The organism is Streptomyces sp. IBSBF 3136 (assembly GCF_036815105.1).
Lineage (GTDB): Bacteria > Actinomycetota > Actinomycetes > Streptomycetales > Streptomycetaceae > Streptomyces.
Genome location: NZ_JAJSZC010000114.1, coordinates 1 through 24,887 on the forward strand (window position 1 = coordinate 1; position 24,887 = coordinate 24,887).

At 71.5% G+C, this 24,887-nt stretch carries 19 protein-coding genes and 1 pseudogene; 11 read left to right on the top strand and 9 right to left on the bottom strand.

Annotated elements, in window-relative coordinates:
• Positions 1–318 precede the first annotated feature (318 nt).
• Entirely contained in the window at positions 319–1,419 is a 1,101-nt protein-coding gene (locus tag V7E45_RS23335; RefSeq protein ID WP_333776148.1) for a RecB family exonuclease, read from the top strand.
• 14 nt (positions 1,420–1,433) lie between these two features.
• Positions 1,434–2,105 carry a response regulator transcription factor gene (locus V7E45_RS23340; RefSeq protein ID WP_333776149.1) on the top strand — a complete coding sequence of 224 codons (672 nt, stop codon included), beginning with the start codon at positions 1,434–1,436 and terminating at the stop codon, positions 2,103–2,105.
• A 119-nt stretch (positions 2,106–2,224) separates the two neighbouring features.
• Here the strand turns inward: V7E45_RS23340 and V7E45_RS23345 are convergent, their stop codons facing one another.
• From V7E45_RS23345 to metH, 3 genes are all read right to left on the bottom strand, one after another.
• Positions 2,225–3,829, bottom strand: a complete 1,605-nt coding sequence (locus V7E45_RS23345) for an ABC transporter substrate-binding protein (protein WP_333776150.1) — start codon at positions 3,827–3,829, stop codon at positions 2,225–2,227.
• Positions 3,830–4,288: 459 nt separating this feature from the next.
• Positions 4,289–5,023, bottom strand: coding sequence for an HAD family hydrolase (locus V7E45_RS23350; RefSeq protein WP_333776151.1), 735 nt, complete (start codon positions 5,021–5,023; stop codon positions 4,289–4,291).
• Positions 5,024–5,240: 217 nt separating this feature from the next.
• Complete coding sequence (metH, locus tag V7E45_RS23355) at positions 5,241–8,756, bottom strand: methionine synthase (RefSeq protein WP_333776152.1); 3,516 nt, start codon at positions 8,754–8,756, stop codon at positions 5,241–5,243.
• 299 nt (positions 8,757–9,055) lie between these two features.
• Between metH and V7E45_RS23360 the strand changes: the two genes are divergently transcribed.
• The 6 genes from V7E45_RS23360 (at position 9,056) to V7E45_RS23385 (ending at position 16,397) form a co-directional block, all read left to right on the top strand.
• Positions 9,056–9,820 carry an IclR family transcriptional regulator gene (locus V7E45_RS23360; protein WP_333776153.1) on the top strand — a complete coding sequence of 255 codons (765 nt, stop codon included), beginning with the start codon at positions 9,056–9,058 and terminating at the stop codon, positions 9,818–9,820.
• Positions 9,821–10,183: 363 nt separating this feature from the next.
• Complete coding sequence (locus tag V7E45_RS23365) at positions 10,184–10,978, top strand: MIP/aquaporin family protein (protein WP_333776154.1); 795 nt, start codon at positions 10,184–10,186, stop codon at positions 10,976–10,978.
• Positions 10,979–11,048: 70 nt separating this feature from the next.
• Positions 11,049–12,587: a glycerol kinase GlpK gene (gene glpK / locus V7E45_RS23370; protein ID WP_333776155.1), complete on the top strand. Its 1,539-nt coding sequence runs from the start codon at positions 11,049–11,051 to the stop codon at positions 12,585–12,587.
• Positions 12,588–12,635: 48 nt separating this feature from the next.
• Positions 12,636–14,252: a glycerol-3-phosphate dehydrogenase/oxidase gene (locus tag V7E45_RS23375; RefSeq protein ID WP_333776156.1), complete on the top strand. Its 1,617-nt coding sequence runs from the start codon at positions 12,636–12,638 to the stop codon at positions 14,250–14,252.
• Positions 14,253–14,469: 217 nt separating this feature from the next.
• Positions 14,470–14,922: a phospholipase gene (locus V7E45_RS23380; RefSeq protein WP_333776157.1), complete on the top strand. Its 453-nt coding sequence runs from the start codon at positions 14,470–14,472 to the stop codon at positions 14,920–14,922.
• Between the two features lie 299 nt (positions 14,923–15,221).
• Complete coding sequence (locus tag V7E45_RS23385) at positions 15,222–16,397, top strand: PAC2 family protein (RefSeq protein ID WP_333776158.1); 1,176 nt, start codon at positions 15,222–15,224, stop codon at positions 16,395–16,397.
• 170 nt (positions 16,398–16,567) lie between these two features.
• On the opposite strand, the gene mshC is transcribed toward V7E45_RS23385, so the two are convergent.
• From mshC to V7E45_RS23405, 4 genes are all read right to left on the bottom strand, one after another.
• Positions 16,568–17,797 carry a cysteine--1-D-myo-inosityl 2-amino-2-deoxy-alpha-D-glucopyranoside ligase gene (gene mshC, locus V7E45_RS23390; RefSeq protein ID WP_333776159.1) on the bottom strand — a complete coding sequence of 410 codons (1,230 nt, stop codon included), beginning with the start codon at positions 17,795–17,797 and terminating at the stop codon, positions 16,568–16,570.
• A gap of 130 nt (positions 17,798–17,927) precedes the next feature.
• Entirely contained in the window at positions 17,928–18,755 is an 828-nt protein-coding gene (locus V7E45_RS23395) for an SCO1664 family protein (RefSeq protein WP_333776160.1), read from the bottom strand.
• Positions 18,719–19,309: a DUF3090 domain-containing protein gene (locus tag V7E45_RS23400; protein ID WP_333776161.1), complete on the bottom strand. Its 591-nt coding sequence runs from the start codon at positions 19,307–19,309 to the stop codon at positions 18,719–18,721. The genes V7E45_RS23395 and V7E45_RS23400 overlap by 37 nt, the downstream gene beginning before the upstream one ends.
• Before the next feature lie 91 nt (positions 19,310–19,400).
• Positions 19,401–20,087 (bottom strand): histidine phosphatase family protein, encoded by a 687-nt coding sequence (locus V7E45_RS23405; protein ID WP_333776162.1) that lies wholly within the window; start codon positions 20,085–20,087, stop codon positions 19,401–19,403.
• 62 nt (positions 20,088–20,149) lie between these two features.
• Between V7E45_RS23405 and corA the strand changes: the two genes are divergently transcribed.
• Positions 20,150–21,145 carry a magnesium/cobalt transporter CorA gene (gene corA / locus V7E45_RS23410; RefSeq protein WP_333776163.1) on the top strand — a complete coding sequence of 332 codons (996 nt, stop codon included), beginning with the start codon at positions 20,150–20,152 and terminating at the stop codon, positions 21,143–21,145.
• 7 nt (positions 21,146–21,152) lie between these two features.
• Here corA and V7E45_RS23415 read toward each other — a convergent pair whose 3' ends face one another.
• Positions 21,153–21,956 carry a ferritin-like domain-containing protein gene (locus V7E45_RS23415; RefSeq protein WP_333776164.1) on the bottom strand — a complete coding sequence of 268 codons (804 nt, stop codon included), beginning with the start codon at positions 21,954–21,956 and terminating at the stop codon, positions 21,153–21,155.
• Between the two features lie 194 nt (positions 21,957–22,150).
• A complete protein-coding gene (locus V7E45_RS23420; protein WP_333776165.1) occupies positions 22,151–23,206 on the bottom strand; it encodes an LLM class F420-dependent oxidoreductase in 1,056 nt (351 codons plus the stop codon).
• 172 nt (positions 23,207–23,378) lie between these two features.
• Between V7E45_RS23420 and V7E45_RS23425 the strand changes: the two genes are divergently transcribed.
• Entirely contained in the window at positions 23,379–24,362 is a 984-nt protein-coding gene (locus tag V7E45_RS23425; protein ID WP_333776166.1) for an aldo/keto reductase, read from the top strand.
• Positions 24,359–24,887: pseudogene (locus V7E45_RS23430) on the top strand (DNA helicase RecD); the annotation flags it as partial. The gene V7E45_RS23425 and the pseudogene V7E45_RS23430, both read left to right, overlap by 4 nt.

The window sequence follows — 24,887 nt, forward strand, 5'->3', positions numbered from 1 at the left end:
GGCCGGGGTCGCCGGGGCGTCGTGGGGCTCCGGGCCGGAGTGGTCGGTGGGTCCGGTCACCGGGGCCGTAGGACCTGCGGGGTGCTGGGCCGGCTCGTCGTCGCCGGGCCGCGGCTGCCCGCTCGCGCCGCTCACGTCCACGGTTTCCCCTCGTTCGAAGCGCCTTCCGCTCCTGCCGGGCGGAAGCTCTCGGGTCGATGGTATGCGGCCGTGGTGGTGCGATCCGCCCCGGCACCCCTTGTCTTTGCCCCGCGGAAGCGTGATCGACGCGGGCCGGGACTGGGTGACTGTCAGTGCCGGGCCGTATGGTCGGGGGTCATGGACAGCAGCATCGAGGACGCGGGGGCCCTGCCGCCGGAGACGGACGTGGCCGCGGAGGCGGAGCCGGTGGTCGCCGTGGCCGCGGAGGCGGAGCCGGTGGTCGCCGTGGCCCCGGGCGAGGCGCCGGTCGCCGTGGCGGAGGCGTCCCTCCCGGTGGCCGAGGCGTCCGTCGTCGTGACCGTGGCGTCCGTCCCGGGCGCGGCCACGGGCACCGGCACGGCGGAAGGGGGCGCGGGCGTGCGGCCGCCGGCGGCGCCCACCTCGCTGTCGCCCTCCCGAGCCAGTGACTTCATGCAGTGTCCGCTGCTGTACCGGTTCCGGGTGATCGACCGGCTGCCGGAGAAGCCCAGCGAGGCGGCGACCCGGGGGACGCTGGTCCACGCCGTGCTGGAGCGGCTGTTCGACGCGCCCGCGGTGGAGCGGACGGCGCCGCGGGCGAAGTCGCTGATCCCGGGGCAGTGGGACCGGCTGCGGGAGAACCGGCCGGAGATCGGTGAGCTGTTCGCCGACGACCCGGAGGGCGAGCGGCTGGCCCGCTGGCTCGGTGAGGCCGAGCGGCTCGTGGAGCGCTGGTTCACGCTCGAGGACCCGGCGCGCCTCGAACCCGCCGAGCGGGAGCTGTTCGTGGAGGCCGAGCTGGAGTCGGGCCTGCGGCTGCGCGGGATCATCGACCGGGTCGACGTGGCCCCCACCGGTGAGGTGCGGATCGTCGACTACAAGACGGGCAAGGCGCCGCGGCCGGAGTACGCCGAGGGCGCGCTGTTCCAGATGAAGTTCTACGCCCTGGTGGTGTGGCGGCTGAAGAACGTCGTGCCGCGCCGGCTCCAGCTCGTCTACCTCGGCAGTGGGGACGTGCTGACCTACGACCCCGTCCTCGCCGACCTGGAACGGGTGGAGCGCAAACTGCTCGCCCTGTGGGACGCGATCCGGCAGGCCACCGAGACCGGTGAGTGGCGGCCCCGGCCGACCAAGCTGTGCGGCTGGTGCGACCACCGGGAGCACTGCCCCGAGTTCGGCGGCACTCCCCCGCCCTATCCGCTGCCGGTGAGGGCGCCCGGATCCGGGCCCGCGCGGCAGGGCAGAATGGGGCCGGACTAGCGAAGGAGTGTCACGTGGCCATCCGCGTCCTACTGGTCGACGACCAGCCGCTGCTGCGTACCGGTTTCCGGATGATCCTGGAGGCCGAGCAGGACATCGCGGTCGTCGGTGAGGCCGGCGACGGCCTGCAGGCCCTCGACCAGGTGCGTGCCCTGCAGCCGGATGTCGTGCTCATGGACATCCGGATGCCGCGGATGGACGGGGTGGAGGCGACCCGGCAGATCACCGGGCCGGGCCGGGACGGCCCGGCGAAGGTGCTCGTGCTGACCACGTTCGACCTCGACGAGTACGTGGTGGAGGCGCTGCGGGCGGGGGCCAGCGGGTTCCTGCTCAAGGACGCGCCCGCCAACGAGCTGGTGCAGGCGATCCGGGTCGTCGCGGGCGGCGAGGCCATGCTGGCGCCGAGCATCACCCGCCGGCTGCTGGACAAGTACGCCACGCACCTGCCGTCCGGTGAGGAGCCGGTGCCGAACACGCTGCACACCCTCACCGACCGCGAGGTGGAGGTGCTGAAGCTGGTCGCGCGTGGGCTGTCCAACGCCGAGATCGCAGCCGACCTGTTCGTCAGCGAGACGACGGTGAAGACGCACGTGGGCCACGTCCTGACGAAGCTGGGCCTCAGGGACCGGGTGCAGGCGGCGGTGTACGCGTACGAGAGCGGCCTGGTGCGTCCGGGCGCGCAGTAGCCCGGACGGCTCGCCGGGTCAGGTCCGGTCCGAGTCGGTCCGTACGAGACGCGCGAAGGGCGCCCCTCCCGCTCGGGAGGGGCGCCCTTCGTGTCGTCGGACCTTCGCCGGAGTGGGCGTCAGCCGCTCACACCGCGGCCGAGCTCCCAGAGCTGGAGCGTCGAGGAGGAGTTGAGGGTGTAGGACACGCCCGTGATGTTGTCCCGCGCGGCGACGTACTGCTTGCCCTGCCACAGCGGCAGGACGGGCACGTCCTCGGCCACGATGTCCTGGATCTGGGTCAGGCTCTTGGAGGCGTTGAGCCGGTCCGCCTCACGGCGGGACTGCGGGATCAGCGAGCGCTGGATCGTGCTGTTGGAGTACGGCGACCCGAGGAAGTTGCCCTTGTCGAGGAAGGGTGCGACGAAGTTGTCGGCGTCCGGGAAGTCGGGGAACCAACCCATGCCGTAGACGTCGTACTTGCCCTTCATCTCGGCGGGCCGGAAGGTCTCCCACGGGTGGCCCTGGATGGAGGCGTCGAACAGGCCGGTGGCGTTGAGCTGCTTCTGCAGGATCTGGAACTCCTGCTTGGTCGCCGAGCCGTAGTGGTCGGTGGTGTAGTGCAGCGTCAGCTTCACCGGGGTGGTGATGCCGGCCTTGGCGAGCAGGTTCCGCGCCTTGGCGGCGCTGGGGTCGCCGTACTTGTTGAAGAACGAGTTGGAGTGGCCGGTCAGGGAGGCCGGGACGAGCGAGTACAGCGGCTCGGCCTGCGTGCCGTACACCTTGGAGACCAGCTCGCCGCGGTTGATGACCTGGGCGATGGCCTGGCGGACGGCCTTGTTCTTCACGGTGGGCGCGTCGGTGTTGAAGGCGAGGTAGCGGATCTCGAGACCCGCCATGTCGACCAGGTCGACGTTCGCGTCGGAGCCGCTGTCCAGCTTGTTGATCTGCGCCGGGGCCATGGAGCGGGTCATGACGTCGATCTCACCCTTGTCGATCGCGGCACCCATGGCGTCCGCATCGGCGTAGGTGCGCATCACGACCTGGTCGTTGTTCACCGTCACGCTGCCCTTGTAGGAAGGGTTCTTGGTGAAGGTGGCGCTGACGATCGCGTTGTCCTTGACGTCGGCCTTGAAGGTGTAGGGGCCGGAGCCGTCCACCTCGAAGCCGTCGCGCAGCTTGTCCGCGGCGTAGTCCTTGGGGTTGACGATGGCCGCGACCGGGGTGGACAGCTTGTACGGGAAGGTGGCGTCGGCCGTCTTCAGATGGAAGATGACCTCGCGGTCGCCCTGGGTCTCGACCGTGTCGACGGTGTTGAGCAGGGTGGCGACACCGCTGTCGGCCTTGAGGTGCCGGGCGCGGTCGATGGAGTACTTGACGTCCGCTGCCGTGACCTTGTCGCCGTCGGCGAACTTCAGGCCCTCACGCAGCTTGCAGGCGTAGCGCTCGTTGCCGCTGTCGGTGAAGGAGCAGCTCTCCGCGGCCTCGGGGACCGGGTCGCCCTCGCCCTTGGGCTGGGTCATCAGGGTCTGCACCGTCTGGCGCAGGATGTTCCAGGTGCCGACGTCGTAGGCGTAGGCCGGGTCGAGGGGGGCGGGCGCGTCGCTGGTGGCCGTGAACCGGTCCGTGGTACCGACGCCGATGGCGTCGCCGCTCTTGCTCCCGCTGTCGGATCCGCCGCACGCGGCGAGAACCGGCGTGAGCAGGCCGGCCACTGCCGGCAGCACCAAAGTCTTGCGGTTCATGCGGGAGTTTCTCCAGAGCTGTTCGAGTCCGTGTACCCGGCATGCAAGGGTGGTGCGGCGGATCACGGGGTTGCGACGATGTTCTCGCGACGAGATTAGTCCGCGCCCGCAGGAGCACTCACAGGCGCGTGAGTTGAGCCCCCATCACGGAGCGAAACCGGGTGCGGACACACCGAAAACCCGACAGCGGCAGGATTCGTACAGGGTCCCCTCAATCGGGACACAAAGTCGCGCCCCCAGGGGCCGTTCTGGGGTGCTCGGCACACCAAGGCAACGTTGTCGAGGGAGTCCGAGGTGGGGAACGTCACATTTCCAACTGGGGAGGTGCTCAGTGGAATTCAGGCGGGCGGCCTGCTTTCGAATTCCACCCGGTGTACTTCCGCGGCAATCTGTCCAACGCGTCCCGGGTAAGTCCGACGCTGGGTGAACGGCCGGCGCATTTCCGTCATCGGCCCGCCGTCAGCCTGTCATCAGCCCGCGCAGGAAAGTCAGGTCGACCTCCTGGAGGGAGGTGACGACGGTGCGCCGTTCGGCCGGGACGATGGGGGCGACGGAGGGTACGGCGACCACGTGACAGCCCGCCGCCTCGGCCGCGGCGACGCCCGTCGCGGTGTCCTCGACGACGGCGCATCTCGCCGGGTCCACGCCGAGTCCGGCGGCGGCCAGCAGGTACGGGTCCGGGTAGGGCTTGGTGCGCGAGACCTCGTCGCCTGCGATGGACAGCCGGAAGTGGTGGGGGCCGAGCACGCTCAGCACCCGGTCGATGATGCGCCGGTGGGAGGCGGAGACCAGGGCGGTGGGCACCGCCTGCTCGTGCAGTTCGGCGAGCAGCCGGGCGGCGCCGGGCATCAGCGGCAGGCTGTGCCCGATGCGCTCCTCGAACCCCTCATTGAGCAGGACCGACAGTTCGGCGAGGGAGATGTCGGCGCCGGTGGCCTCGATCAGGAAGCCGGCGCTGCGGGTCATGGGGCCGCCGACGACGACGTGCCGCCAGGAGTCGTCGAGGGTGTGGCCGAGGGCGCCGAAGACCTCGACCTCGACGTCCCACCAGAAGCCTTCGGTGTCCACGAGGGTGCCGTCCATGTCGAGGAGGACCGCCTGCAGGGCCGAGTCCTCGGCCGCCGGGGTCCGGCCTGCTCCGGTGGCGCCGAGAACGTGGGGAAGGGTTCCGGGCGCGGGGACCGTACTGGTCATCCGGGCACACCTCCTTGAGGGACGACCAGGCCGGTTCCCGGGAACAGGGGAACCGGCCTGCGGTGGACCGACCAGTGTACGACTCCCGCGAGCGAAGCGCCTCGTTTATCACTCGCGCGTCGGGGTACCTCGTGGAGCACCCCCGTGCAGGCCAGGAGGCCTTGCGGCATGCCCGGGCCGGGCCGGCCGCCCGCCCCGGCAGGCGGGCACCGACGGGTCAGCGGGCGTTGAAGTACTTGGCCTCCGGGTGGTGGATCACGATCGCGTCCGTGGACTGCTCGGGGTGCAGCTGGAACTCCTCCGAGAGGTGGACGCCGATCCGCTCGGGCCGCAGCAGTTCGGCGATCTTGGCGCGGTCCTCCAGGTCGGGGCAGGCGCCGTAGCCGAGGGAGAAGCGGGCGCCGCGGTACTTCAGGGCGAACATGTCCTCGATCGCGGCCGGGTCCTCGCCGGCGTAGCCGAGTTCGGCGCGCACGCGGGCGTGCCAGTACTCGGCCAGCGCCTCGGCCAACTGCACCGACAGGCCGTGCAGTTCGAGGTAGTCGCGGTAGGAGTTGGACGCGAAGAGCTTCGCCGTCTCCTCGCCGATGCGGGAGCCGACGGTCACCACCTGGAAGCCGACCACGTCGGTCTCCCCCGACTCCTCGGGGCGGAAGAAGTCGGCCAGGCAGAGCCGACGGCCGCGGCGCTGGCGCGGGAAGGTGAAGCGGGTGCGCTCGTTGCCCCGCTCGTCGAGGATGATCAGGTCGTCGTCCTTCGAGACGCACGGGAAGTAGCCGTAGACCACGGCCGCCTCCAGCAGGTTCTCGGTCTGGAGTCGGTCGAGCAGACCGCGCAGGCGCGGGCGGCCGTCGGTCTCCACCAGTTCTTCGTAGGAGGGTCCGTCGCCGGTGCGGGCCTGCTTCAGGCCCCACTGACCCTTGAACAGCGCGCCCTCGTCGAGCCAGCTGGCGTACTCCTTGAGCTGGATGCCCTTGATGACGCGGGTGTCCCAGAACGGCGGGGCCGGCACGGGGTTGTCGGTGGCGACGTCGGAGCGGACGTGCCCCTCCTCGGGGCGCTCCTCGATCTCGGCGGCGGCCGTCGCGCGGACCCGGCGCTGCCTGAGTTCGGGCAGCTGCGCCCCGGGCACGCCCCGCTTGACGCCGATCAGGGCGTCCATGAGGCGCAGCCCCTCGAAGGCGTCGCGGGCGTAGCGGACCTCGCCCTCGTAGATCTCGTACAGGTCCTGTTCGACGTAGGCCCGGGTCAGGGCGGCGCCGCCGAGGATGACCGGGAAGCGGGGCGCGAGGCCGCGCTGGTTCAGCTCCTCCAGGTTCTCCTTCATGATCACCGTGGACTTGACCAGGAGGCCGGACATGCCGATCACGTCGGCGCGGTGCTCCTCGGCGGCTTCCAGGATCGCGGAGACCGGCTGCTTGATGCCGAGGTTGACGACGTTGTAGCCGTTGTTGGACAGGATGATGTCGACCAGGTTCTTGCCGATGTCGTGCACGTCGCCGCGCACGGTGGCCAGCACGATGGTGCCCTTGCCCTCGGCGTCCGACTTCTCCATGTGCGGTTCGAGGTGGGCGACGGCGGCCTTCATCACCTCGGCGGACTGCAGGACGAACGGCAGCTGCATCTGGCCGGAGCCGAACAGCTCGCCGACCACCTTCATGCCGTCCAGGAGCGTGTCGTTGACGATGTCCAGGGCGGGCCGGTCCTCCAGAGCCTGGTCGAGGTCCTGCTCCAGGCCGTTGCGCTCGCCGTCGATGATGCGGCGCTTGAGGCGCTCCTCCAGGGGCAGCGCGGCCAGTTCCTCGGCCCTGCCGGCCTTGAGGGACTTCGCGGTGGCGCCCTCGAAGAGCTGCATGAGTTTCTGGAGGGGGTCGTAGCCCTCGCGGCGGCGGTCGTGGATGAGGTCGAGGGCGGTCCGCACCTCTTCCTCGTTGAAGCGGGCGATGGGCAGGATCTTGGAGGCGTGCACGATCGCCGAGTCCAGGCCCGCCTTGACGCACTCGTCCAGGAAGACGGAGTTCAGCAGGATGCGGGCGGCCGGGTTGAGGCCGAAGGAGATGTTCGACAGGCCCAGGGTGGTCTGCACGGCCGGGTGGCGCTTCTTCAGCTCGCGGATCGCCTCGATGGTGGCGACGCCGTCCTTGCGGGACTCCTCCTGGCCGGTGCAGATGGTGAAGGTGAGGGTGTCGATGAGGATGTCCTCCTCACGGACGCCCCAGTTGCCGGTGAGGTCGGCGATCAGCCGTTCGGCGATCTCGACCTTCTTCTCCGGGGTGCGGGCCTGCCCCTCCTCGTCGATGGTCAGCGCGATCAGCGCGGCGCCGTGCTCCCGGGCGAGCTTCGTGACCTTGGCGAAGCGGGACTCGGGGCCGTCGCCGTCCTCGTAGTTCACGGAGTTGATCACGGCGCGTCCGCCGAGCTTCTCCAGGCCGGCCTCGATGACGTCGACCTCGGTGGAGTCCAGCACGATCGGCAGGGTGGAGGCGGTGGCGAAGCGGCCGGCGAGTTCCCGCATGTCGGCGACGCCGTCGCGGCCGACGTAGTCCACGCAGAGGTCGAGCATGTGCGCGCCCTCGCGGATCTGCTCGCGGGCGATCTCCACGCAGTCGTCCCAGCGGGCCGCCAGCATGGCCTCGCGGAACTTCTTGGAGCCGTTGGCGTTGGTGCGCTCGCCGATGGCCAGGTAGGAGGTGTCCTGCCGGAACGGCACGGACTGGTAGAGCGAGGCGGCGCCGGGCTCGGGGTTCGGCCGGCGCTCGGGCGGGGTGAGGTCCCGGACCCGCTCGACGACCTGGCGCAGATGCTCGGGGGTGGTGCCGCAGCAGCCGCCGACCAGCGACAGGCCGTACTCGCGGACGAAGGTCTCCTGCGCGTCGGCCAGCTCGGGCGCGGTCAGCGGGTAGTGCGCGCCGTCCTTGCCGAGGACCGGCAGGCCCGCGTTGGGCATGCAGGACAGCGGGATGCGGGCGTTGCGGGCGAGGTAGCGCAGGTGCTCGCTCATCTCGGCCGGGCCGGTGGCGCAGTTCAGGCCGATCATGTCGATGCCGAGCGGTTCGAGCGCGGTGAGGGCGGCGCCGATCTCGGAGCCGAGGAGCATGGTGCCGGTGGTCTCGACGGTGACCGAGACGATGACGGGCAGGTCGAGGCCGAGCGCGGCGAGGCCGCGGCGGGCGCCGAGGACGGCGGCCTTGGTCTGCAGCAGGTCCTGGGTGGTCTCCACGAGCAGCGCGTCGGCGCCGCCGGCGACCAGGCCCTCGGCGTTGCGCTGGTAGGCGTCGCGCAGGGTGGTGTAGGGGGCGTGCCCGAGGGTGGGCAGCTTGGTGCCGGGGCCCATGGAGCCGAGGACCCAGCGGGGGCGGCCGTCCTCGGCGGTGAACGCGTCGGCGGCCTCGCGGGCGACGCGGGCGCCGGCCTCGGACAGCTCGTACACGCGCTCGGCGATGTCGTACTCGCCGAGCGCGGAGTGGTTGGCCCCGAAGGTGTTGGTCTCGACGCAGTCGACGCCCACCGCGAAGTACGCCTCGTGGACGGAGCGGACGATGTCGGGGCGGGTGAGGTTGAGGATCTCGTTGCAGCCCTCGAGCTGCTGGAAGTCCTCGAGGGTGGGCTCCTGCGCCTGGAGCATCGTGCCCATGGCACCGTCGGCCACCACCACACGGGTGGCGAGGGCGTCTCGGAGCGCGGACACACGGGCCCGGCTGTCGGCGGAAGGGGACGTTGGCAACGAGGCCATGAAGGGGCTCCCTGGGGTGCGACGGCTGTCGGCTATGCGACTTCCCCGGTCGGACCGGGCAAGGGGCACGGCGTCAGAGTAACCGGGAGTGGGCTTGGATGGGCACCGGCGTCCACGAGGCGGACGCCGGTGGCCGCCGGGGGACGGCCCGGATGCCGCATCCGGGTGCCCGGCGGTGTAACAGGTGTCGACCGAACATTGGCGGGAGGTCGACGACGACCGGTAGTGTTCGGCATTGTCGAACAGTGTGACTCCACGCGCGTTCGGTGGCGGTCGACGGAGACGGAGGCAGGACGGCGATGGCACGGAACATCCAGTCGCTCGAACGGGCGGCCGCGATGCTGCGACTGCTCGCGGGCGGCGAGCGACGGCTCGGCCTCTCGGACATCGCCTCGTCGCTCGGCCTCGCCAAGGGCACCGCCCACGGCATCCTGCGCACCCTCCAGCAGGAGGGGTTCGTCGAGCAGGACGACGCCTCCGGCCGCTACCAGCTGGGCGCCGAGCTGCTGCGGCTTGGCACGACGTACCTGGACGTGCACGAACTGCGGGCGCGGGCGTTGGTGTGGACCGACGACCTGGCCAGGTCCAGCGGGGAGAGCGTGTACCTGGGCGTGCTGCACCAGCAGGGCGTGCTGATCGTGCACCACGTCTTCCGGCCGGACGACAGCCGGCAGGTGCTGGAGATCGGGGCCATGCAGCCGCTGCACTCCACGGCGCTGGGCAAGGTGCTCTCGGCGTACGACCCGGTGGCCCACAGCGAGGCCCTGGAGGCCGAACGCAAGCCCTTCACGGACCGCACGGTGTGCGGGCTCGAGGGCTTCGAGCACGTCCTGGACATGACGCGCGCGCGTGGCTACGCGGCGGACGTCGAGGAGACCTGGGAGGGCGTGGCCTCGGTCGCCGCGCCCATCCACGACCGGCGCCGGATGCCCGTGGGCTCGGTCGGGATCACCGGGGCCGTGGAGCGGCTGTGCCGGGACGGCGAGCTGCGCCCGGACCTGATCGCGGCGGTGCGCGACTGCGCCCGCGCGGTGTCGCGGGACCTGGGCGGCGGGCGGTTCTGACCGACGGGTGACCCGCGCCCTCCAAGCGGGTGATCGACCGGAGGACGACCGGGACGCGAGCGGCGTCCCGGTTCTCGCCATACCCTGAAATGGACATATAGGGCGAGTAGCTACGTCAGCACACAAAGAGTGATAGTCGGCAGCGATCAATAACGATCCTGTTTTCGATAACAGAACCCTTGACGCATGCGTAAGGCCGCAGCAAGACTCCCGTCCATCGGTCGGCATTGTCGAACACCTACCGGCAATACGCGCTAGAGTGTGGCAACGCCAAGGGCCGGATTCGCTCTCACCCCCGAGGGCGCCAACCCCCGGTGGGACCCGGGGTTCGGCTTCCCTGGACGAAGGACAAAGGAGTCGCGGGTGTCCAGCTCCGACATCTTCATCGGCGAGACCATCGGTACCGCCATACTCATCCTGCTCGGTGGCGGCGTGTGCGCCGCTGTGACGCTGAAGGCCTCCAAGGCCCGTAACGCCGGTTGGCTCGCCATCACCTTCGGGTGGGGTTTCGCCGTTCTGACGGCCGTTTACACCTCGGCACCCCTCTCGGGTGCCCATCTGAACCCGGCCGTGACGCTCGCACTCGCGATCAAGGACAAGGACTTCAGCAACCTGCCCACGTACTGGGGCGGCCAGCTCCTCGGCGCCATGATCGGCGCGGCCCTGGTCTGGCTGGCCTACTACGGCCAGTTCCGCGCCCACCTCACCGACAAGGAGATCGTCGGCGGTCCGGGCGCCCAGGCCACCACGGCCAAGGCCGTAGAGGCCCAGGAGCAGGGGGCCGGCCCGGTCCTCGGTGTCTTCTCCACCGGTCCGGAGATCCGGAACGTGGTGCAGAACCTCGCCACGGAGATCATCGGCACCGTGGTGCTGGTGCTCGCCGTCCTGACGCAGGGCCTGAACGACAAGGGCAACGGCCTGGGCACCCTCGGCGCCCTGGTCACCGCGCTCGTGGTCGTCTCCATCGGCCTCTCCCTCGGCGGCCCGACGGGCTACGCGATCAACCCGGCCCGCGACCTCGGCCCCCGTATCGTCCACGCCCTGCTGCCCCTGCCCAACAAGGGCGGTTCCGACTGGAGCTACGCCTGGATCCCGGTGGTCGGCCCGCTGATCGGCGGCGCGATCGCTGCAGGCATCTACAACGTCGCGTTCGTCTGAGACCCGGACCCTCCCTCTCACGCGCGCCGTACGTACAGCCCCATCACCACGGATCTCTCAGGAGCACACAGTGACCGACGCCCACACCGCAGGCCCCTTCATCGCGGCCATCGACCAGGGCACGACTTCCTCGCGCTGCATCGTCTTCGACCGGGACGGCCGGATCGTCTCCGTCGACCAGAAGGAGCACGAGCAGATCTTCCCGAAGCCGGGCTGGGTCGAGCACAACGCCAACGAGATCTGGACCAACGTCCAGGAAGTCGTCGCCGGAGCCGTCCAGAAGGCCGGCATCACCCGTGACGACATCAAGGCCATCGGCATCACCAACCAGCGCGAGACCACCGTGCTGTGGGACAAGAACACCGGTGAGCCCGTCCACAACGCCATCGTCTGGCAGGACACCCGCACCGACGCCCTCTGCCGCGAGCTGGGGCGCAACGTCGGCCAGGACCGCTTCCGCCGCGAGACCGGCCTCCCGCTGGCCTCGTACTTCGCCGGGCCCAAGGCCCGCTGGCTGCTCGACCACGTCGACGGCCTCCAGGAGCGCGCCGAGGCGGGCGACATCCTCTTCGGCACGATGGACAGCTGGGTCATCTGGAACCTGACCGGCGGCGTCAACGGCGGCAGGCACGTCACCGACGTCACCAACGCCTCCCGCACCCTGCTGATGAACCTGCACACCATGGAGTGGGACCCGAAGATCGCCGAGTCGATCGGCGTCCCGATGGCGATGCTGCCGGAGATCCGCTCCTCCGCCGAGGTCTACGGCGAGATCACCGGCGGCAAGCTGGGCGACCTGCTCGGCGGCATCCCGGTCGCCTCGGCGCTCGGCGACCAGCAGGCGGCCCTGTTCGGCCAGACCTGTTTCTCCGAGGGCGAGACCAAGTCCACCTACGGCACCGGCACCTTCATGGTGATGAACACCGGTGACAAGATCATCAACTCCTACGCGGGCCTGCTGACCACGGTCGGCTACAAGATCGGCGACCAGCCGACGGTGTACGCGCTGGAGGGCTCGATCGCCGTCACCGGCTCCCTGGTGCAGTGGATGCGCGACCAGATGGGCCTGATCTCGACCGCCGCCGAGATCGAGACGCTCGCGCTCTCGGTGGAGGACAACGGCGGCGCCTACTTCGTACCGGCCTTCTCCGGCCTGTTCGCCCCGCACTGGCGCTCCGACGCCCGCGGTGTGATCGCCGGCCTGACCCGGTACGTCACCAAGGCGCACCTGGCCCGCGCGGTGCTGGAGGCCACGGCCTGGCAGACCCGCGAGATCGCCGACGCGATGGTCAAGGACTCCGGCGACGAGCTGGTGACCCTGAAGGTCGACGGCGGCATGACCTCCAACAACCTGCTGATGCAGACGCTCGCCGACGTCCTGGACGCACCCGTGGTGCGCCCGATGGTCGCCGAGACCACCTGCCTCGGCGCCGCCTACGCCGCCGGCCTCGCCGTCGGCTTCTGGTCCAGCACGGACGAACTGCGCGCCAACTGGCGCCGGGCCGCCGAGTGGACCCCCCAGATGGACGCGGACACCCGCGACCGTGAGTACAAGAGCTGGCTCAAGGCCGTCGACCGGACCATGGGCTGGATCGAGGACGAGAGCTGAGCGGCTCACCACGGCTCCGACAGCTCTGACGAGGAGTAAGAACCCGACATGACCAGTCAGTCCACCCTGCAGTCCGTGCCTGCCCTGGGGACGCACCCGGCCTCCGGCTCGAACCCGAGCCGGGCCGAGACCAGGGAGCAGCTCTCCAAGGCGTCGTACGACCTTCTCGTGATCGGCGGCGGCATCCTGGGCATCTCCACAGCCTGGCACGCCGCGCAGTCCGGCCTCAGGGTGGCGCTGGTCGACGCCGGCGACTTCGCCGGCGCCACCTCCTCCGCCTCCTCCAAGCTGCTCCACGGCGGTCTGCGCTACCTGCAGACCGGCGCGGTGAAGCTGGTGGCGGAGAACCACTTCGAGCGCCGTGCGGTCTCCCGCCAGGTGGCCCCCCACCTGGCGAACCCGCTCACCTTCTACCTCCCCGTGTACAAGGGCGGGCCGCACGGCGCGGCGAAGCTCGGGGCAGGCGTCTTCGCCTACTCCGCGCTCTCCGCGTTCGGTGACGGCGTCGGCCACCTGCTCTCGCCCGCCAAGGCGGCGCAGGACGTGCCGGAGCTGCGCACCGAGAACCTCAAGGCCGTCGCCGTCTACGGCGACGACCAGATGAACGACGCGCGCATGGCGCTGATGACGGTCCGCGCGGCCGTCGAGTCGGGCGCGGTCGTCCTCAACCACGCCGAGGTCACCGGCCTGCGCTTCACCAAGGGCCGGGTCACCGGCGCCGACCTGAAGGACCGGACCTCCGGCGACGAGTTCGGCGTCAACGCCCGTCTGGTGCTGAACGCCACCGGACCCTGGGTCGACCACCTGCGCCGGATGGAGGACCCGGCGGCGGCGCCGTCCATCCGTCTGTCCAAGGGCGCGCACCTGGTGCTCAAGCGCACCTCGCCCTGGAAGGCCGCGCTGGCGACCCCCATCGACAAGTACCGCATCACCTTCGCCCTCCCCTGGGAGGACATGCTGCTGCTCGGCACCACCGACGAGGAGTACGAGGGCGACCCGGCCGACGTGTCGGTCACCGAGAAGGACATAGCCCAGATCCTGGACGAGGCCGCGTTCTCCGTCCGGGACCAGCAGCTCCGGCGCGACCTGATGACCTACGCCTTCGCCGGTCTGCGGGTGCTGCCGGGCGGGCCGGGAGACACCGCCAAGGCCAAGCGCGAGACCGTGGTGACCGAGGGCCGGGCCGGCATGCTGTCCGTCGCGGGCGGCAAGTGGACGACGTTCCGGCACATCGGCCGCACGGTGATGCAGAAGCTGGAGGAACTGCCGGGCCACCCGCTCGGTGACGACTTCGAGCCGATCTCCTCGCTGCCGAAGAAGCTCCCGCTGCCCGGTGTCGCCAACCCGCGCGCGGTCGCCCACCGTCTGCTGGTGGACCACCCGGCACCGGGCCCGCGCATGGCCGCCGACACCGCCAAGCACCTCGCCACCCACTACGGCTCGCTGGCCTTCGACATCGCCCGCCTGGCGAACGAGCACCCGGAGCTGGCCGAGCGCGTCCACCCTGACGCCCCGGAGATCTGGGCGCAGGTCGTCTGGGCCCGCGACCACGAGTGGGCCGAGACGACCGACGACGTGCTGCGCCGGCGCACCACGCTGACCATCCGCGGCCTCGCCACGGACGAGGTCCGCGCCAAGGTCCAGGACCTGCTCGACAAGAAGTAGGTCCCGGCCGGCCCCACCCCCTGACCGGGGCCGGAACGGATGAGGGCCGGCTCCTCCCGCACGAGGGGCCGGAGAGACGACAGGGGCGGCTCCACACCGGTGGAGCCGCCCCTGTCGCGCGTCCCACGTCGTCGTTGGAGATCTGTCATAGTTCCCGCCTCCATTGTCATGAACCTGCGGTCCGAAGGGCGGATCGCGGTTCTCATGGAGGTGTGGGATGCACCGCAGACTTGCCACCGGATTCGCCGCCTCGGCCATGGCCGTCCTGACCGTCACCGCGACCGCCACCGTGGCCACCGCGGCCCCGGCCGACAAGCCCCAGGTGCTCGCCGGCTTCACCCAGACCAGCGCGTCCGGCTACAACTCCTGGGCCGCCGCCCGCGCCAACCAGTCGGCGTGGGCCTCCTACGACTTCGACTGGTCCACGGACTACTGCTCCTCCTCCCCCGACAACCCGCTCGGCTTCCCCTTCAAGATGTCCTGTGCCCGCCACGACTTCGGGTACCGCAACTACAAGGCGGCCGGCACCTTCAGCGCCAACAAGGCGCGCCTCGACAGCGCCCTGTACGAGGACCTCAAGCGTGTCTGCAACGGCTACAGCGGCGCCACGAAGACCGCCTGCGACAGCACCGCGTGGACCTACTACCAGGCGGTGAAGGCCTTCGGCTGACACGCTGCCACGCCCCGCGGGAACTCCCCGCGGGCCGACGTACCGGCCCTGCCGCCCATCCGGACTCCGGACGCGCGGCGGGGCCGCGGCGCGTGCGCCGGGCCCCGGGCGGAATCGGCCGCGGCCCGCAACTGCCGCCACGGGCGGCCGCCTTCGTCGCCCCGCCCGGGCCCGGGGTGTTCCGGGGTGGTGATCGGGGCAGTGATCTCGCATCCCCCGGGCAAGGGGGCTGCGGGCGCCCCCGCGGGACGCCGTAAGGTTGGGACGTCAGGCGAGGGCACGTCGGAAGGAGGCACTGGGTGATCGAGCTGGAGGGGGTTCCCGAGCTGATCGACCCAGTCATGGTGGCCGCGTTCGAGGGCTGGAACGATGCCGGCGACGCCGCCTCCACGGCGGTCGCGCATCTGGAACGCGAGTTCAAGGGCGAGGTGTTCGCGGCGCTGGACGCCGAGGACTACTACGACTTCCAGGTGAACCGCCCCACGGTGTTCATGGACGGCGGAGTGCGCAAGATCACGTGGCCGACGACACGGCTCTCGGTGGTCCGGGTCGGCGGCGACAAGCCACGCGACCTGGTGCTGGTCCGCGGTATCGAACCGTCCATGCGCTGGCGCTCGTTCTGCAACGAACTGCTCGGCTTCGCGCACGAGCTGGGCGTGGAGCTGGTGGTCGTCCTCGGCGCCCTGCTCGGCGACACCCCGCACACGCGTCCGGTCCCGGTCAGCGGGGTCACCTCCGACCCCGACCTGGCCCGCCGCATGGACCTGGAGGAGACCAAGTACGAGGGCCCGACGGGCATCGTCGGCGTCCTGCAGGAGGCCTGCACGCACGCCGGTGTCCCGGCGGTGTCGCTGTGGGCCGCGGTGCCGCACTACGTGTCCCAGCCGCCCAACCCCAAGGCCACCCTGGCGCTGCTGAACCGTCTCGAGGACCTGCTGGACCTGCGCGTCCCGCTGGGCGAGCTGCCCGAGGACGCGCGCGCCTGGCAGGTGGGCGTGGACCAGCTCGCCGCCGAGGACAGCGAGGTCGCCGAGTACGTCCAGACGCTGGAGGAGGCCCGGGACACCGCCGAGCTGCCGGAGGCGTCCGGCGAGGCGATCGCCCGCGAGTTCGAGCGGTACCTGCGGCGCCGGGACGGCAACCCGCCGGGCGGCCACGCCACGGCGGACGGCGGGGAGGGTACGTACCTGCGGGACAGCCCCGGCGGCGGCCGCAACCGGCCGGCCAGGCCGGCCAGGCCGGGGGCCTCCGGGACCGCGGAAGGCGCCCAGGAGAGCACCGACGAGGACACCCCGGGCGGCGCTGCGGAGGGGTCAGGCGAGGACGCGCCCGGCGGCGCCCGGAGCGGCGCGGCGGAGGGCTCCTCGGGCGGTTCCGCCGACCGTTCGCCGGACGCCTCGGACAGCTCGGCGGAGGGCTCCTCCGAGGGCGGCGACGAGGGCACACCGGAGACGCCGGACACCCCGGAGGACTGAGAGCGGCGGACACGTCGTACGTGTCGCACGAGACGGACTGGACGAACGAGGGGCGGTTCCCGTGCTGGGAACCGCCCCTCGCCATGCGGATGGCGTCAGGCCGCCGGACCGGACCTATGGCCTGTTGCGAAAGTCGCCGCACGGCAGAGGACCACTTTCGCCACCGGCCCTTAGAGGGCCACGCCCAGCAGCGCGTCCACGGCGCGGGTCACGACACCGGGCGCGCCGGGGTCGGTGCCGCCCTCGGTCTCCTGAAGGGCCGCCCAGCGGTCCACCGCGGCCAGCGCGGCGGGCGCGTCCAGGTCGTGGGCCAGCGCCTCGCGGATCTCCTCCACCAGCGCGTCGGCGGACGGGCCGTCGGGCCGGGAGACGGCGGCGCGCCAGCGGCCGAGGCGGTCGACCGCGTCGCGCAGGACCTGGTCGGTCCACTCCCAGTCGGAACGGTAGTGGTGGGCGAGCAGGGTCAGCCGGATCGCGGCCGGGTCGACGCCGTCCCGGCGCAGCCGGGAGACGAAGACGAGGTTGCCCTTGGACTTGGACATCTTCTCGCCGTCCAGGGCGACCATGCCGGCGTGCACATAGGCCTTGGCCATCGGGAACTCGCCGGTGAGCACCTGGGCGTGCGAGGCGCCCATCTCGTGGTGCGGGAAGGCCAGGTCGGAGCCGCCGCCCTGGACGTCGAAGCCCATGCCGAGGTGGTCGAGGGCGATGGCCACGCACTCGATGTGCCAGCCGGGCCGGCCGCTGCCGAGCGAGCCGCCGTCCCAGCTGGGCTCGCCCTCGCGGGCGGTCATCCACAGCATCGGGTCGAGGGGGTTCTTCTTGCCCGGGCGGTCCGGGTCGCCGCCGCGCTCGGCGGACAGCAGCCGCATCGCGGCGGCGTCGAGGTTCGAGACCTGGCCGAAATGCGGGTCGGACTCGACCGAGAAGTAGATGTCACCGTCCAGCTCGTAGGCCGCGCCGAGGTCGCGCAGCCGCTCCACGAGCGGGACGATGCCGGGTATCGCCTCGACGGCGCCTATGTAGTGCCGGGGCGGCAGCATCCGCAGGGCGGTCATGTCCTCCCGGAAGAGAGTGGTCTCCTTCTCGGCGAGGGCGACCCAGTCGACGCCGTCCCGCTCCGCGCGCTCCAGCAGCGGATCGTCGACGTCGGTGACGTTCTGGACGTAGTGGACCTGCCGCTTGGTGTCGAGCCACACGCGCTGAACGAGGTCGAACGCGTTGTAGGTCGCCGCGTGACCCATGTGGGTCGCGTCGTACGGCGTGATGCCGCAGACGTAGATACGGGCGACGGGACCGGGGTCGAGGGTGACGAGGCCGCCGGTCGCGGTGTCGTGGATCCTCAGGTCGCGGCCCTGACCAGGCAGGGCGGGGACCTCGGAAGCGGGCCAGGCATGCATGTACATGAGCCTAACCGGCCACGAGCTGCGGATACGAACGGGATCGGGCCGGATGGCCTGTTGTGCCCTCTTGTGGATCTCTCCCCGATGTGCTCGGGGCCGTGCTCGGGCCGACGCGCTCAGACCGTGCTCAGACCGGCGGCCACGGGATCGCCGGCCACTCCCCGCCCGGCTCCGGGTGCCGTCCGGAGGCAAGGAGCGCGTCGACCCGCGCGCGCGTGGCGTCGAGTTCGGCCGGCGTGATCAGGCCGGCCAGCCGCGCGGCCAGCTCGCCGCCCTCCGCGAGGGTCGCGCGCAGCCCACCGAGCACCTCGACGGCCTCCGGGGCGAGCGGCTCCCCGGCCCAGCCCCACAGCAGCGTGCGCAGCTTGTCCTCGACGTTGAACGTGACCCCGTGGTCGATGCCGTAGAGCCGGCCGTCCGGGGTGGGCAGCAGATGGCCGCCCTTGCGGTCGGCGTTGTTGATCACCGCGTCGAGGACGGCGAGGCGGCGCAGCCGCTCGTCGTCGGCGTGCACCAGCAGCGCGGTGCGGCCCTCGCCGACGTCGGCGAGCCCGATCGCCTTCCAGCCGGGTTCCGGCTCCTCGCCGTCGACCAGGGCGAGCAGCTCGGTGTCGGCGCCGACCTCGATCCACAGCTGGCACATGCCCTCGCCGTACGGCCCGTCGCGCAGCACCGTCGGGGGGACCAGCCCCCAGCCGGTCGCCTCGGAGACCTCGTAGGCGGCCACCTCGCGGCCGGCCAGGGTGCCGTCGGGGAAGTCCCACAGCGGGCGCTCCCCGGCGACCGGCTTGTACACGCAGGTGGCCTCGCGGCCGTCGAGGGCGACGGTGCAGAACAGCGCCGCGTTGGACGCCTCGCGAATCCGGCCCCGGACGGACAGCTCACCACGGGCCAGCAGCTCGGCGGCGTGGTCGGCCGTCACGCTCCGCGGCGGTATCCGTTCTGGCGCGGGCATACGTGTCCTTCCGGGTCGAGCGGGAGGCTGCACAGCGGGCACGGCGGCCGCCCGGCGTTGACGACGTCGAGGGCCCGCTTGGCGAAGGACCGGGCCTGTGCCCCGGTCAGCCGGACCCGCAGCATGGGGGGTCCGTTCTCCTCGTCCTGGAGCAGCCGTTCCTCGGCCTCGGCGAGGTCCTCCTCGGTGTCGGCGTCCAGTTCCACCAGGGCCTGGGCCTCGACGATCATGCGCTGCTCGTCGCCGTCCCAGGCGAGGGCCATGGTGCCGACGCGGAACTCCTCCTCGATGGGGACCTCGAGCGGGGCGGTGTCCGCGATCTCCGAGGGCGCCATGGCGGGGACGGCCGCGCTGCCGCCGCTGCGCCGGACGACCTCGTCCAGCAACTCGTCCATGCGCTCGGCGAGCGCGGCGACCTGGGTCTTCTCCAGGGCCACGCTGGTCACCCGGGGGCCTGAGGTGGCTTGGAGGAAGAACGTACGGCGTCCGGGCAGTCCGACCGTGCCGGCCACGAAGCGGTCCGGCGGATCGTAGAGGAACACCTGACGGGACACGTCCTGTCTCCATGGGACTCGAGGGTTGCTGCGGTGCGGGCGGTGGGTGCGGGGCACGGTGTGGACCGCTTCACCCTACTGCGGGCGACGATCACGGTGCTCCCGCACCACCCCCGACCGGTGCGTCTTCTCCGCCGGGTTCCTCGCGGGGGGCAAGAGATGCGAAATCGCCGGTGTCGCCGAGGCGAACGAGAAACGGCCGGAGCCGGGTGTAACGGATCGCGGTGATGGAACACGGTTCCACGGAGATCCGCTGGAAGAGGTCGAGATGCAGTCCGAGGGCGTCGGCGACGAGCGACTTGATGATGTCGCCGTGCGAGCACATGAGGTAGACGGCGTCGGCGCCGTGGTCGCGCTCCACGCGCGCGTTCCACTCGCGTACGGCCTCGGCGGCGCGGGTCTGCATGGCCCGCATGGACTCGCCGCCCGGGAAGGCGGCGGCGGTCGGGTGTGCCTGGACGACCGCCATGAGCGGCTCGTCGGCGAGTTCGGCCAGTTTGCGGCCGGACCAGTCGCCGTAGTGGCACTCCCCGATCCGTTCGTCGGTGTGCGAGCGCAGTCCGGGGCGGGCGTCGAGCAGCGGCCGTACGGTTTCCTGGCAGCGCTGCAGGGGGCTGGCGACGACCTCGGAGATCGGCAGCCCGGCGAGGCGTGCGGGCAGTGCGGCGGCCTGTGCGGCCCCGCGGTCGTCCAGGGCGACGCCGGGGGTCCATCCGGCGAGCACGCCCGAGGTGTTGGCGGTTGACCGTCCGTGCCTGACGAGGATCAGCGTGGGCATGCGGCCCAGGGTAAGCGCATCACCACAGGCACAGTCGGTCGGACGAAGGGAGAATGCGCTCCGTGATCGTGGATTGCGCGGTGTACCGGCATGGGCACCGCACCGAGGGCCCGGAGGATCTGTCGGACGCGCTGGACGCGGCGCGGGCGGGCGGCGGTTTCGTGTGGATCGGTCTGCACGAGCCGTCGGAGCGGGAGTTCGAGCTCGTCACCCGGGAGTTCGGGCTGCACCCGCTGGCCGTCGAGGACGCTCTCAAGGCGCATCAGCGGCCCAAGCTCGAGGTGTACGACGACTCGCTGTTCATGGTGCTCAAGCCGGTGGTGTACGAGCCGGAGAGCGACACGGTGTCGGCCGGCGAGGTCATGATCTTCGTCGGTGACGCGTTCGTCGTCACGGTCCGGCACGGCGAGGGCGCGCCGCTCGCGGCGGTGCGGCACCGGTTGGAGGAGGAGCCGGAGATGCTGGGCAAGGGCCCCACGTCGGTGCTGTACGCGATCTCCGACGCCGTGGTCGACCACTACCTGGACGTGGCGACGGAGCTGCAGACGGACCTGGAGGAGCTGGAGGCCGAGGTCTTCCAGCCGGACGGCGGCGGCTCGCGCAACACCGCGTCCCGGATCTACACCTTCAAGCGGCAGGTGCTGGAGTTCCGGCGGGCCACCGGCCCGCTCGTGCCGCCGATGACCCGCCTCGCGGGCACCGGCCAGTTCGGCGGCGGGGTGCCGTTCGTGGACGACAAGGAACGGCCCTTCTTCCGGGACGTCAACGACCACCTCGCGCGCGTGAACGAGTCCGTGGAGAGCCTGGACCGGCTGGTGTCGGACATCCTCAACGCGCATCTGGCGCAGATGAGCGTGCGGCAGAACGACGACATGAGGAAGATCTCGGCGTGGGCGGCGATGGCCGCGGTCCCCACCATGATCGCGGGGATCTACGGCATGAACTTCGACCACATGCCCGAGTTGCACTGGCTGTGGTCCTACCCGGTGGTGATCGTGGTGATGGCCGTCCTCGAAGTGCTGCTGTACCGCCAGTTCAAGCGGCGCGGCTGGCTGTGAGCCGGGCTCACGCGAACTCGGGGTCGGGGGCCGGGCCGGCCAGGTCGCCGAGGGGGTCGCGGCGCTCCGGCACACGCAGGGTGACCATCCGGCGCCGGCCGCCCAGCCGCTCGTAGGCGTACACGGCGTGGATGCCGGCCGCGAGCAGTCGGGACCGGGTCCGGGACCAGCGCAGGATGCGGCCCATGTGGGCCATGACGGCGAGGCTGACGTCCCGGTGGACGCGGATCTCGGCGAGCGCGCAGGCGCGCAGGGTGCGCCGGACGAAGCGGCCGTGCCCGGCGGCGGTCAGGCGCAGGAGTTCCTCGTGGGCGTAGGCGAGGTGGTTGTCCTCGTCGTGCGAGATCATCCGCACGGCGCGGCCGATCTCCGGGTCGTCGCCGAACCACCGGCTCAGCAGGCCCATCTGGTCGGCGGCGCGCTGTTCGGTGACCCGGCTGTGCGCGAGGTAGACGATGATGTCGCGGACGGTGAGGGGCTCCGCGCGCCGGAGCCGGTCGTGGGCGAGGCCGATGCCCGCGCGCTCCAGGAGCATCGCGTAGTCGGTCTCCGGCGGCACGGGCACCGGGGTGAGGCCGCGCTTCTTCATCAGGGCGTCGAAGATGCGCCCGTGCTTGTCCTCGTCGGCGCCGTGGCGGGCGATCTTGGGGGCCAGGGCGCGTTCCGCGGGCGGCACCAGCGCGGCGATCCTGCCGTTCTCCCAGCCGCCCTGCGCCTCCCCGCCGGCGGCGATGGAGCAGAAGAGCCGGAACGACGTGTCGTCGGCGAGGATCTCCCGGAACAGACTCTTGGCCGAAAACGCCGAAACCATCGAAGACACCTCTCTGCAGGGCCCCTGAGGATCGAGTCAAATCGGGACGCAGTGGTGTCGCAACAGCAGGACGGGCCGGTTCTGCCGAAAGGGGGACCGCCGGGGTCGTAACCGGACGGCGCCCGGCGCGTTGTTCCCCGTGACGGCCGTGGCGGGGAAGACCCCCGAGCCCCCACCACGGCCGCGGAAGCCCGTTACGCGAGGCCCGCGCGCTCCAGGGCCTCGCTGCCGGCCCGCAGGGAGGCCAGCCGCTCGTCGAGCGTGAAGCCGGCGGGGGCGAGGCTGAGGGTGGTGACCCCGGCGGCCGCGTAGGCCTTCATCCGGTCCGCGATGCGCTCCACGGAGCCCAGCAGCGTGGTCCGGTCGATGAGGTCCTGCGGGACGGCGGCCGCGGCGCCCTGCTTGTCCCCGGACAGGTACTTCTCCTGGATCTCCGCGGCCTCCTTCTCGTATCCCATGCGCCGGGCGAGCTGGTTGTAGAAGTTCTGCTTGATGCTGCCCATGCCTCCGACGTACAGGGCGGTGTAGGGGCGGAAGGTGTCGGCGAGCCGGGCCACGTCCTTGTCGTCACCGACGGCCAGCGGCAGGGTCGGGCAGATGTCGAACCCGTCGAGGGTCAGCCCGGCCTTCTCCCGGCCGGCGCGCAGGTGCCTGACCGTGGTCTCCTCCAGGTGCTCGGCGGAGGGGAAGATCAGCAGCGCGCCGTCGGCGATCTCACCGGTCTGTTCGAGGTTCTTGGGGCCGATGGCGGCGATGTAGAGCGGGATGTGCTCACGCTCGGGGTGCACGGTCAGCTTGATCGGCTTGCCGGGGCCGCCGGGCAGCGGCAGCGTCCAGTGCTCGCCCTCGAACGACAGCCGCTCGCGGGTCATCGCCTTGCGCACGATCTCCACGTACTCGCGGGTGCGCGAGAGCGGCTTGTCGAACTTGACGCCGTACCAGCCCTCGGAGACCTGCGGTCCGGAGACGCCGAGGCCCAGCCGGAAGCGCCCCTTGGAGAGCGAGTCCAGGGTCGCCGCGGTCATCGCGGTCATGGCCGGCTGCCGGGCCGGGATCTGGAAGATGGCCGAGCCGACGTCGATGCGCTCGGTCTGCGCGGCGACCCAGCTGAGCACCGTGGCCGCGTCGGAGCCGTACGCCTCGGCGGCCCAGCACACGGAGTAGCCCAGCCGCTCGGCCTCCTGTGCCACGGTCAGATTGTCCGCGTCCATCCCGGCGCCCCAGTAGCCGAGGTTGATCCCGAGCTGCATGGCCGATCCCCTTACCCGTGAGTAACGTCCTTGGCGGAGACCATAGCGCGCAGGCGGCCCCGACCGGCAGGGCAGGCCCGGGAGCGGATGCAGGTCACCCGGTCACGCGCCCGCGATCAGAGTTGTCCACAGGCAACCCACGGCACCAGTCCTGGCCAGTAATCTCGCGCCCATGGAGCAGAGGCATCTCGGCCGCACAGGCCTGCGCGTGTCCCGCATCGGGCTCGGCACCCTCACCTGGGGCCGGGACACCGACGAGCACGACGCCGCGGACATGCTGAAGGCGTTCTGGGAGGCCGGCGGCACCCTCGTCGACACCGCCGACGTGTACGGCGACGGAGAGGCCGAGTACCTGCTCGGACAGCTCATGGACGGCCTGGTGCCGCGCCGGGACCTGGTGATCTCGACCAAGGCGGGCAGCGTCCCCGATCCCGACCGCCGCTACGACGGCTCCCGCGGCCATCTGCTCGCCGCGCTCGACGCGTCCCTGGCCCGGCTCGGCACGGACCACGTCGACCTGTGGCACGTCCACGCCTACGACCCGGCGACCCCGCTGGAGGAGACCCTCCATGCCCTCGACCTGGCGGTGAGCAGCGGTCGCGCCCGGTACGCCGGCGTCTCCAACTTCTGCGGCTGGCAGCTCGCCAAGGCGGCGACCTGGCAGCTCGCGGCGCCGGGCGCGCGCACCCGGCTGGCCGGCACGCAGATGGAGTACTCGCTGCTCCAACGCGGTGTCGAGCGCGAGGTGCTACCCGCCGCGCTCGATCTGGGGATCGGCCTGCTGCCCTCCTCCCCGCTGGGCCGCGGTGTGCTCACCGGCAAGTACCGGCACACCACTCCCGCGGACTCGCGGGGCGCCTCGGAGCACCTCGCGCCGTTCGTGGAGCCGTACCTCGACGACGCGGCGACCCGCATCGTGGACGCGGTGACGACGGCCGCCGACGGGCTCGCGGTCACCCCGCTCCAGGTGGCCCTCGCCTGGGTCCGGGACCGCCCGGGCGTGGCCGCGCCGATCGTCGGCGCGCGCAACGCGCAGCAGCTCACGGCGGCACTGTCAGTGGAGGCGCTTAGTCTTCCTGACGAGATCTGCCGGGCGCTGGACGATGTGTCGGCGCCCGAGCACCGCTATCCCGATCACGACTGGAGCACGCTGTGAGCACGGAGCCGGAGACCACGGAGGACACCGGGCCGGGGACCCCGGACACCCCGGAGGGCCCGGACGCGTCGGAGAACCGGGAGACCCGGGAGACCCAGGAATCCCAACGCACTCCGGACGCTCCCGAGGCCTCGGCTGCCTCGGACACGCCGGAGCGGGACACGGCGGCCGACGGGGGCCCCGAGGGCGGCCCCGACGACGGCGGGGAACCGGCCGAGGGCTCTGCCGAGGGTGAGGTCACTGCCGGGAGCACGGCCGCGGACACGGCCGCGGGCGAGAGCTCGGGCGAAGGCTCGGGCGACCGGTCCGAGGCGGCGGCCGAGCTGGCCGCGCAGCGGATGGAGCGGGAGCGCATCGAGCGGCGCAAGGCCGAGCGGAAGGGCCCCATCGAGAGCGGCACCAAGCTGAGCGGCACGGCCGCCGACCTGCTCGCCGCGGTCCGGGCGGTGGAGAGCGGCGACAAGCCCGTCGCCACCCCCTTCACCGAGCCCGCACCCGCCGTACGGACTCGACGGTCTCGGGGGC

Excerpts from the sequence above, each read along its gene's own strand:
- V7E45_RS23335 (WP_333776148.1), top strand. The coding sequence starts at position 319 with ATGGACAGCAGCATCGAGGACGCGGGGGCCCTGCCGCCGGAGACGGAC.
- V7E45_RS23345 (WP_333776150.1), bottom strand. The coding sequence starts at position 3,829 with ATGAACCGCAAGACTTTGGTGCTGCCGGCAGTGGCCGGCCTGCTCACG.
- V7E45_RS23350 (WP_333776151.1), bottom strand. The coding sequence starts at position 5,023 with ATGACCAGTACGGTCCCCGCGCCCGGAACCCTTCCCCACGTTCTCGGC.
- metH (WP_333776152.1), bottom strand. The coding sequence starts at position 8,756 with ATGGCCTCGTTGCCAACGTCCCCTTCCGCCGACAGCCGGGCCCGTGTG.
- V7E45_RS23360 (WP_333776153.1), top strand. The coding sequence starts at position 9,056 with ATGGCACGGAACATCCAGTCGCTCGAACGGGCGGCCGCGATGCTGCGA.
- V7E45_RS23375 (WP_333776156.1), top strand. The coding sequence starts at position 12,636 with ATGACCAGTCAGTCCACCCTGCAGTCCGTGCCTGCCCTGGGGACGCAC.
- V7E45_RS23380 (WP_333776157.1), top strand. The coding sequence starts at position 14,470 with ATGCACCGCAGACTTGCCACCGGATTCGCCGCCTCGGCCATGGCCGTC.
- mshC (WP_333776159.1), bottom strand. The coding sequence starts at position 17,797 with ATGCATGCCTGGCCCGCTTCCGAGGTCCCCGCCCTGCCTGGTCAGGGC.
- V7E45_RS23395 (WP_333776160.1), bottom strand. The coding sequence starts at position 18,755 with ATGCCCGCGCCAGAACGGATACCGCCGCGGAGCGTGACGGCCGACCAC.
- V7E45_RS23405 (WP_333776162.1), bottom strand. The coding sequence starts at position 20,087 with ATGCCCACGCTGATCCTCGTCAGGCACGGACGGTCAACCGCCAACACC.
- V7E45_RS23415 (WP_333776164.1), bottom strand. The coding sequence starts at position 21,956 with ATGGTTTCGGCGTTTTCGGCCAAGAGTCTGTTCCGGGAGATCCTCGCC.
- V7E45_RS23420 (WP_333776165.1), bottom strand. The coding sequence starts at position 23,206 with ATGCAGCTCGGGATCAACCTCGGCTACTGGGGCGCCGGGATGGACGCG.
- V7E45_RS23425 (WP_333776166.1), top strand. The coding sequence starts at position 23,379 with ATGGAGCAGAGGCATCTCGGCCGCACAGGCCTGCGCGTGTCCCGCATC.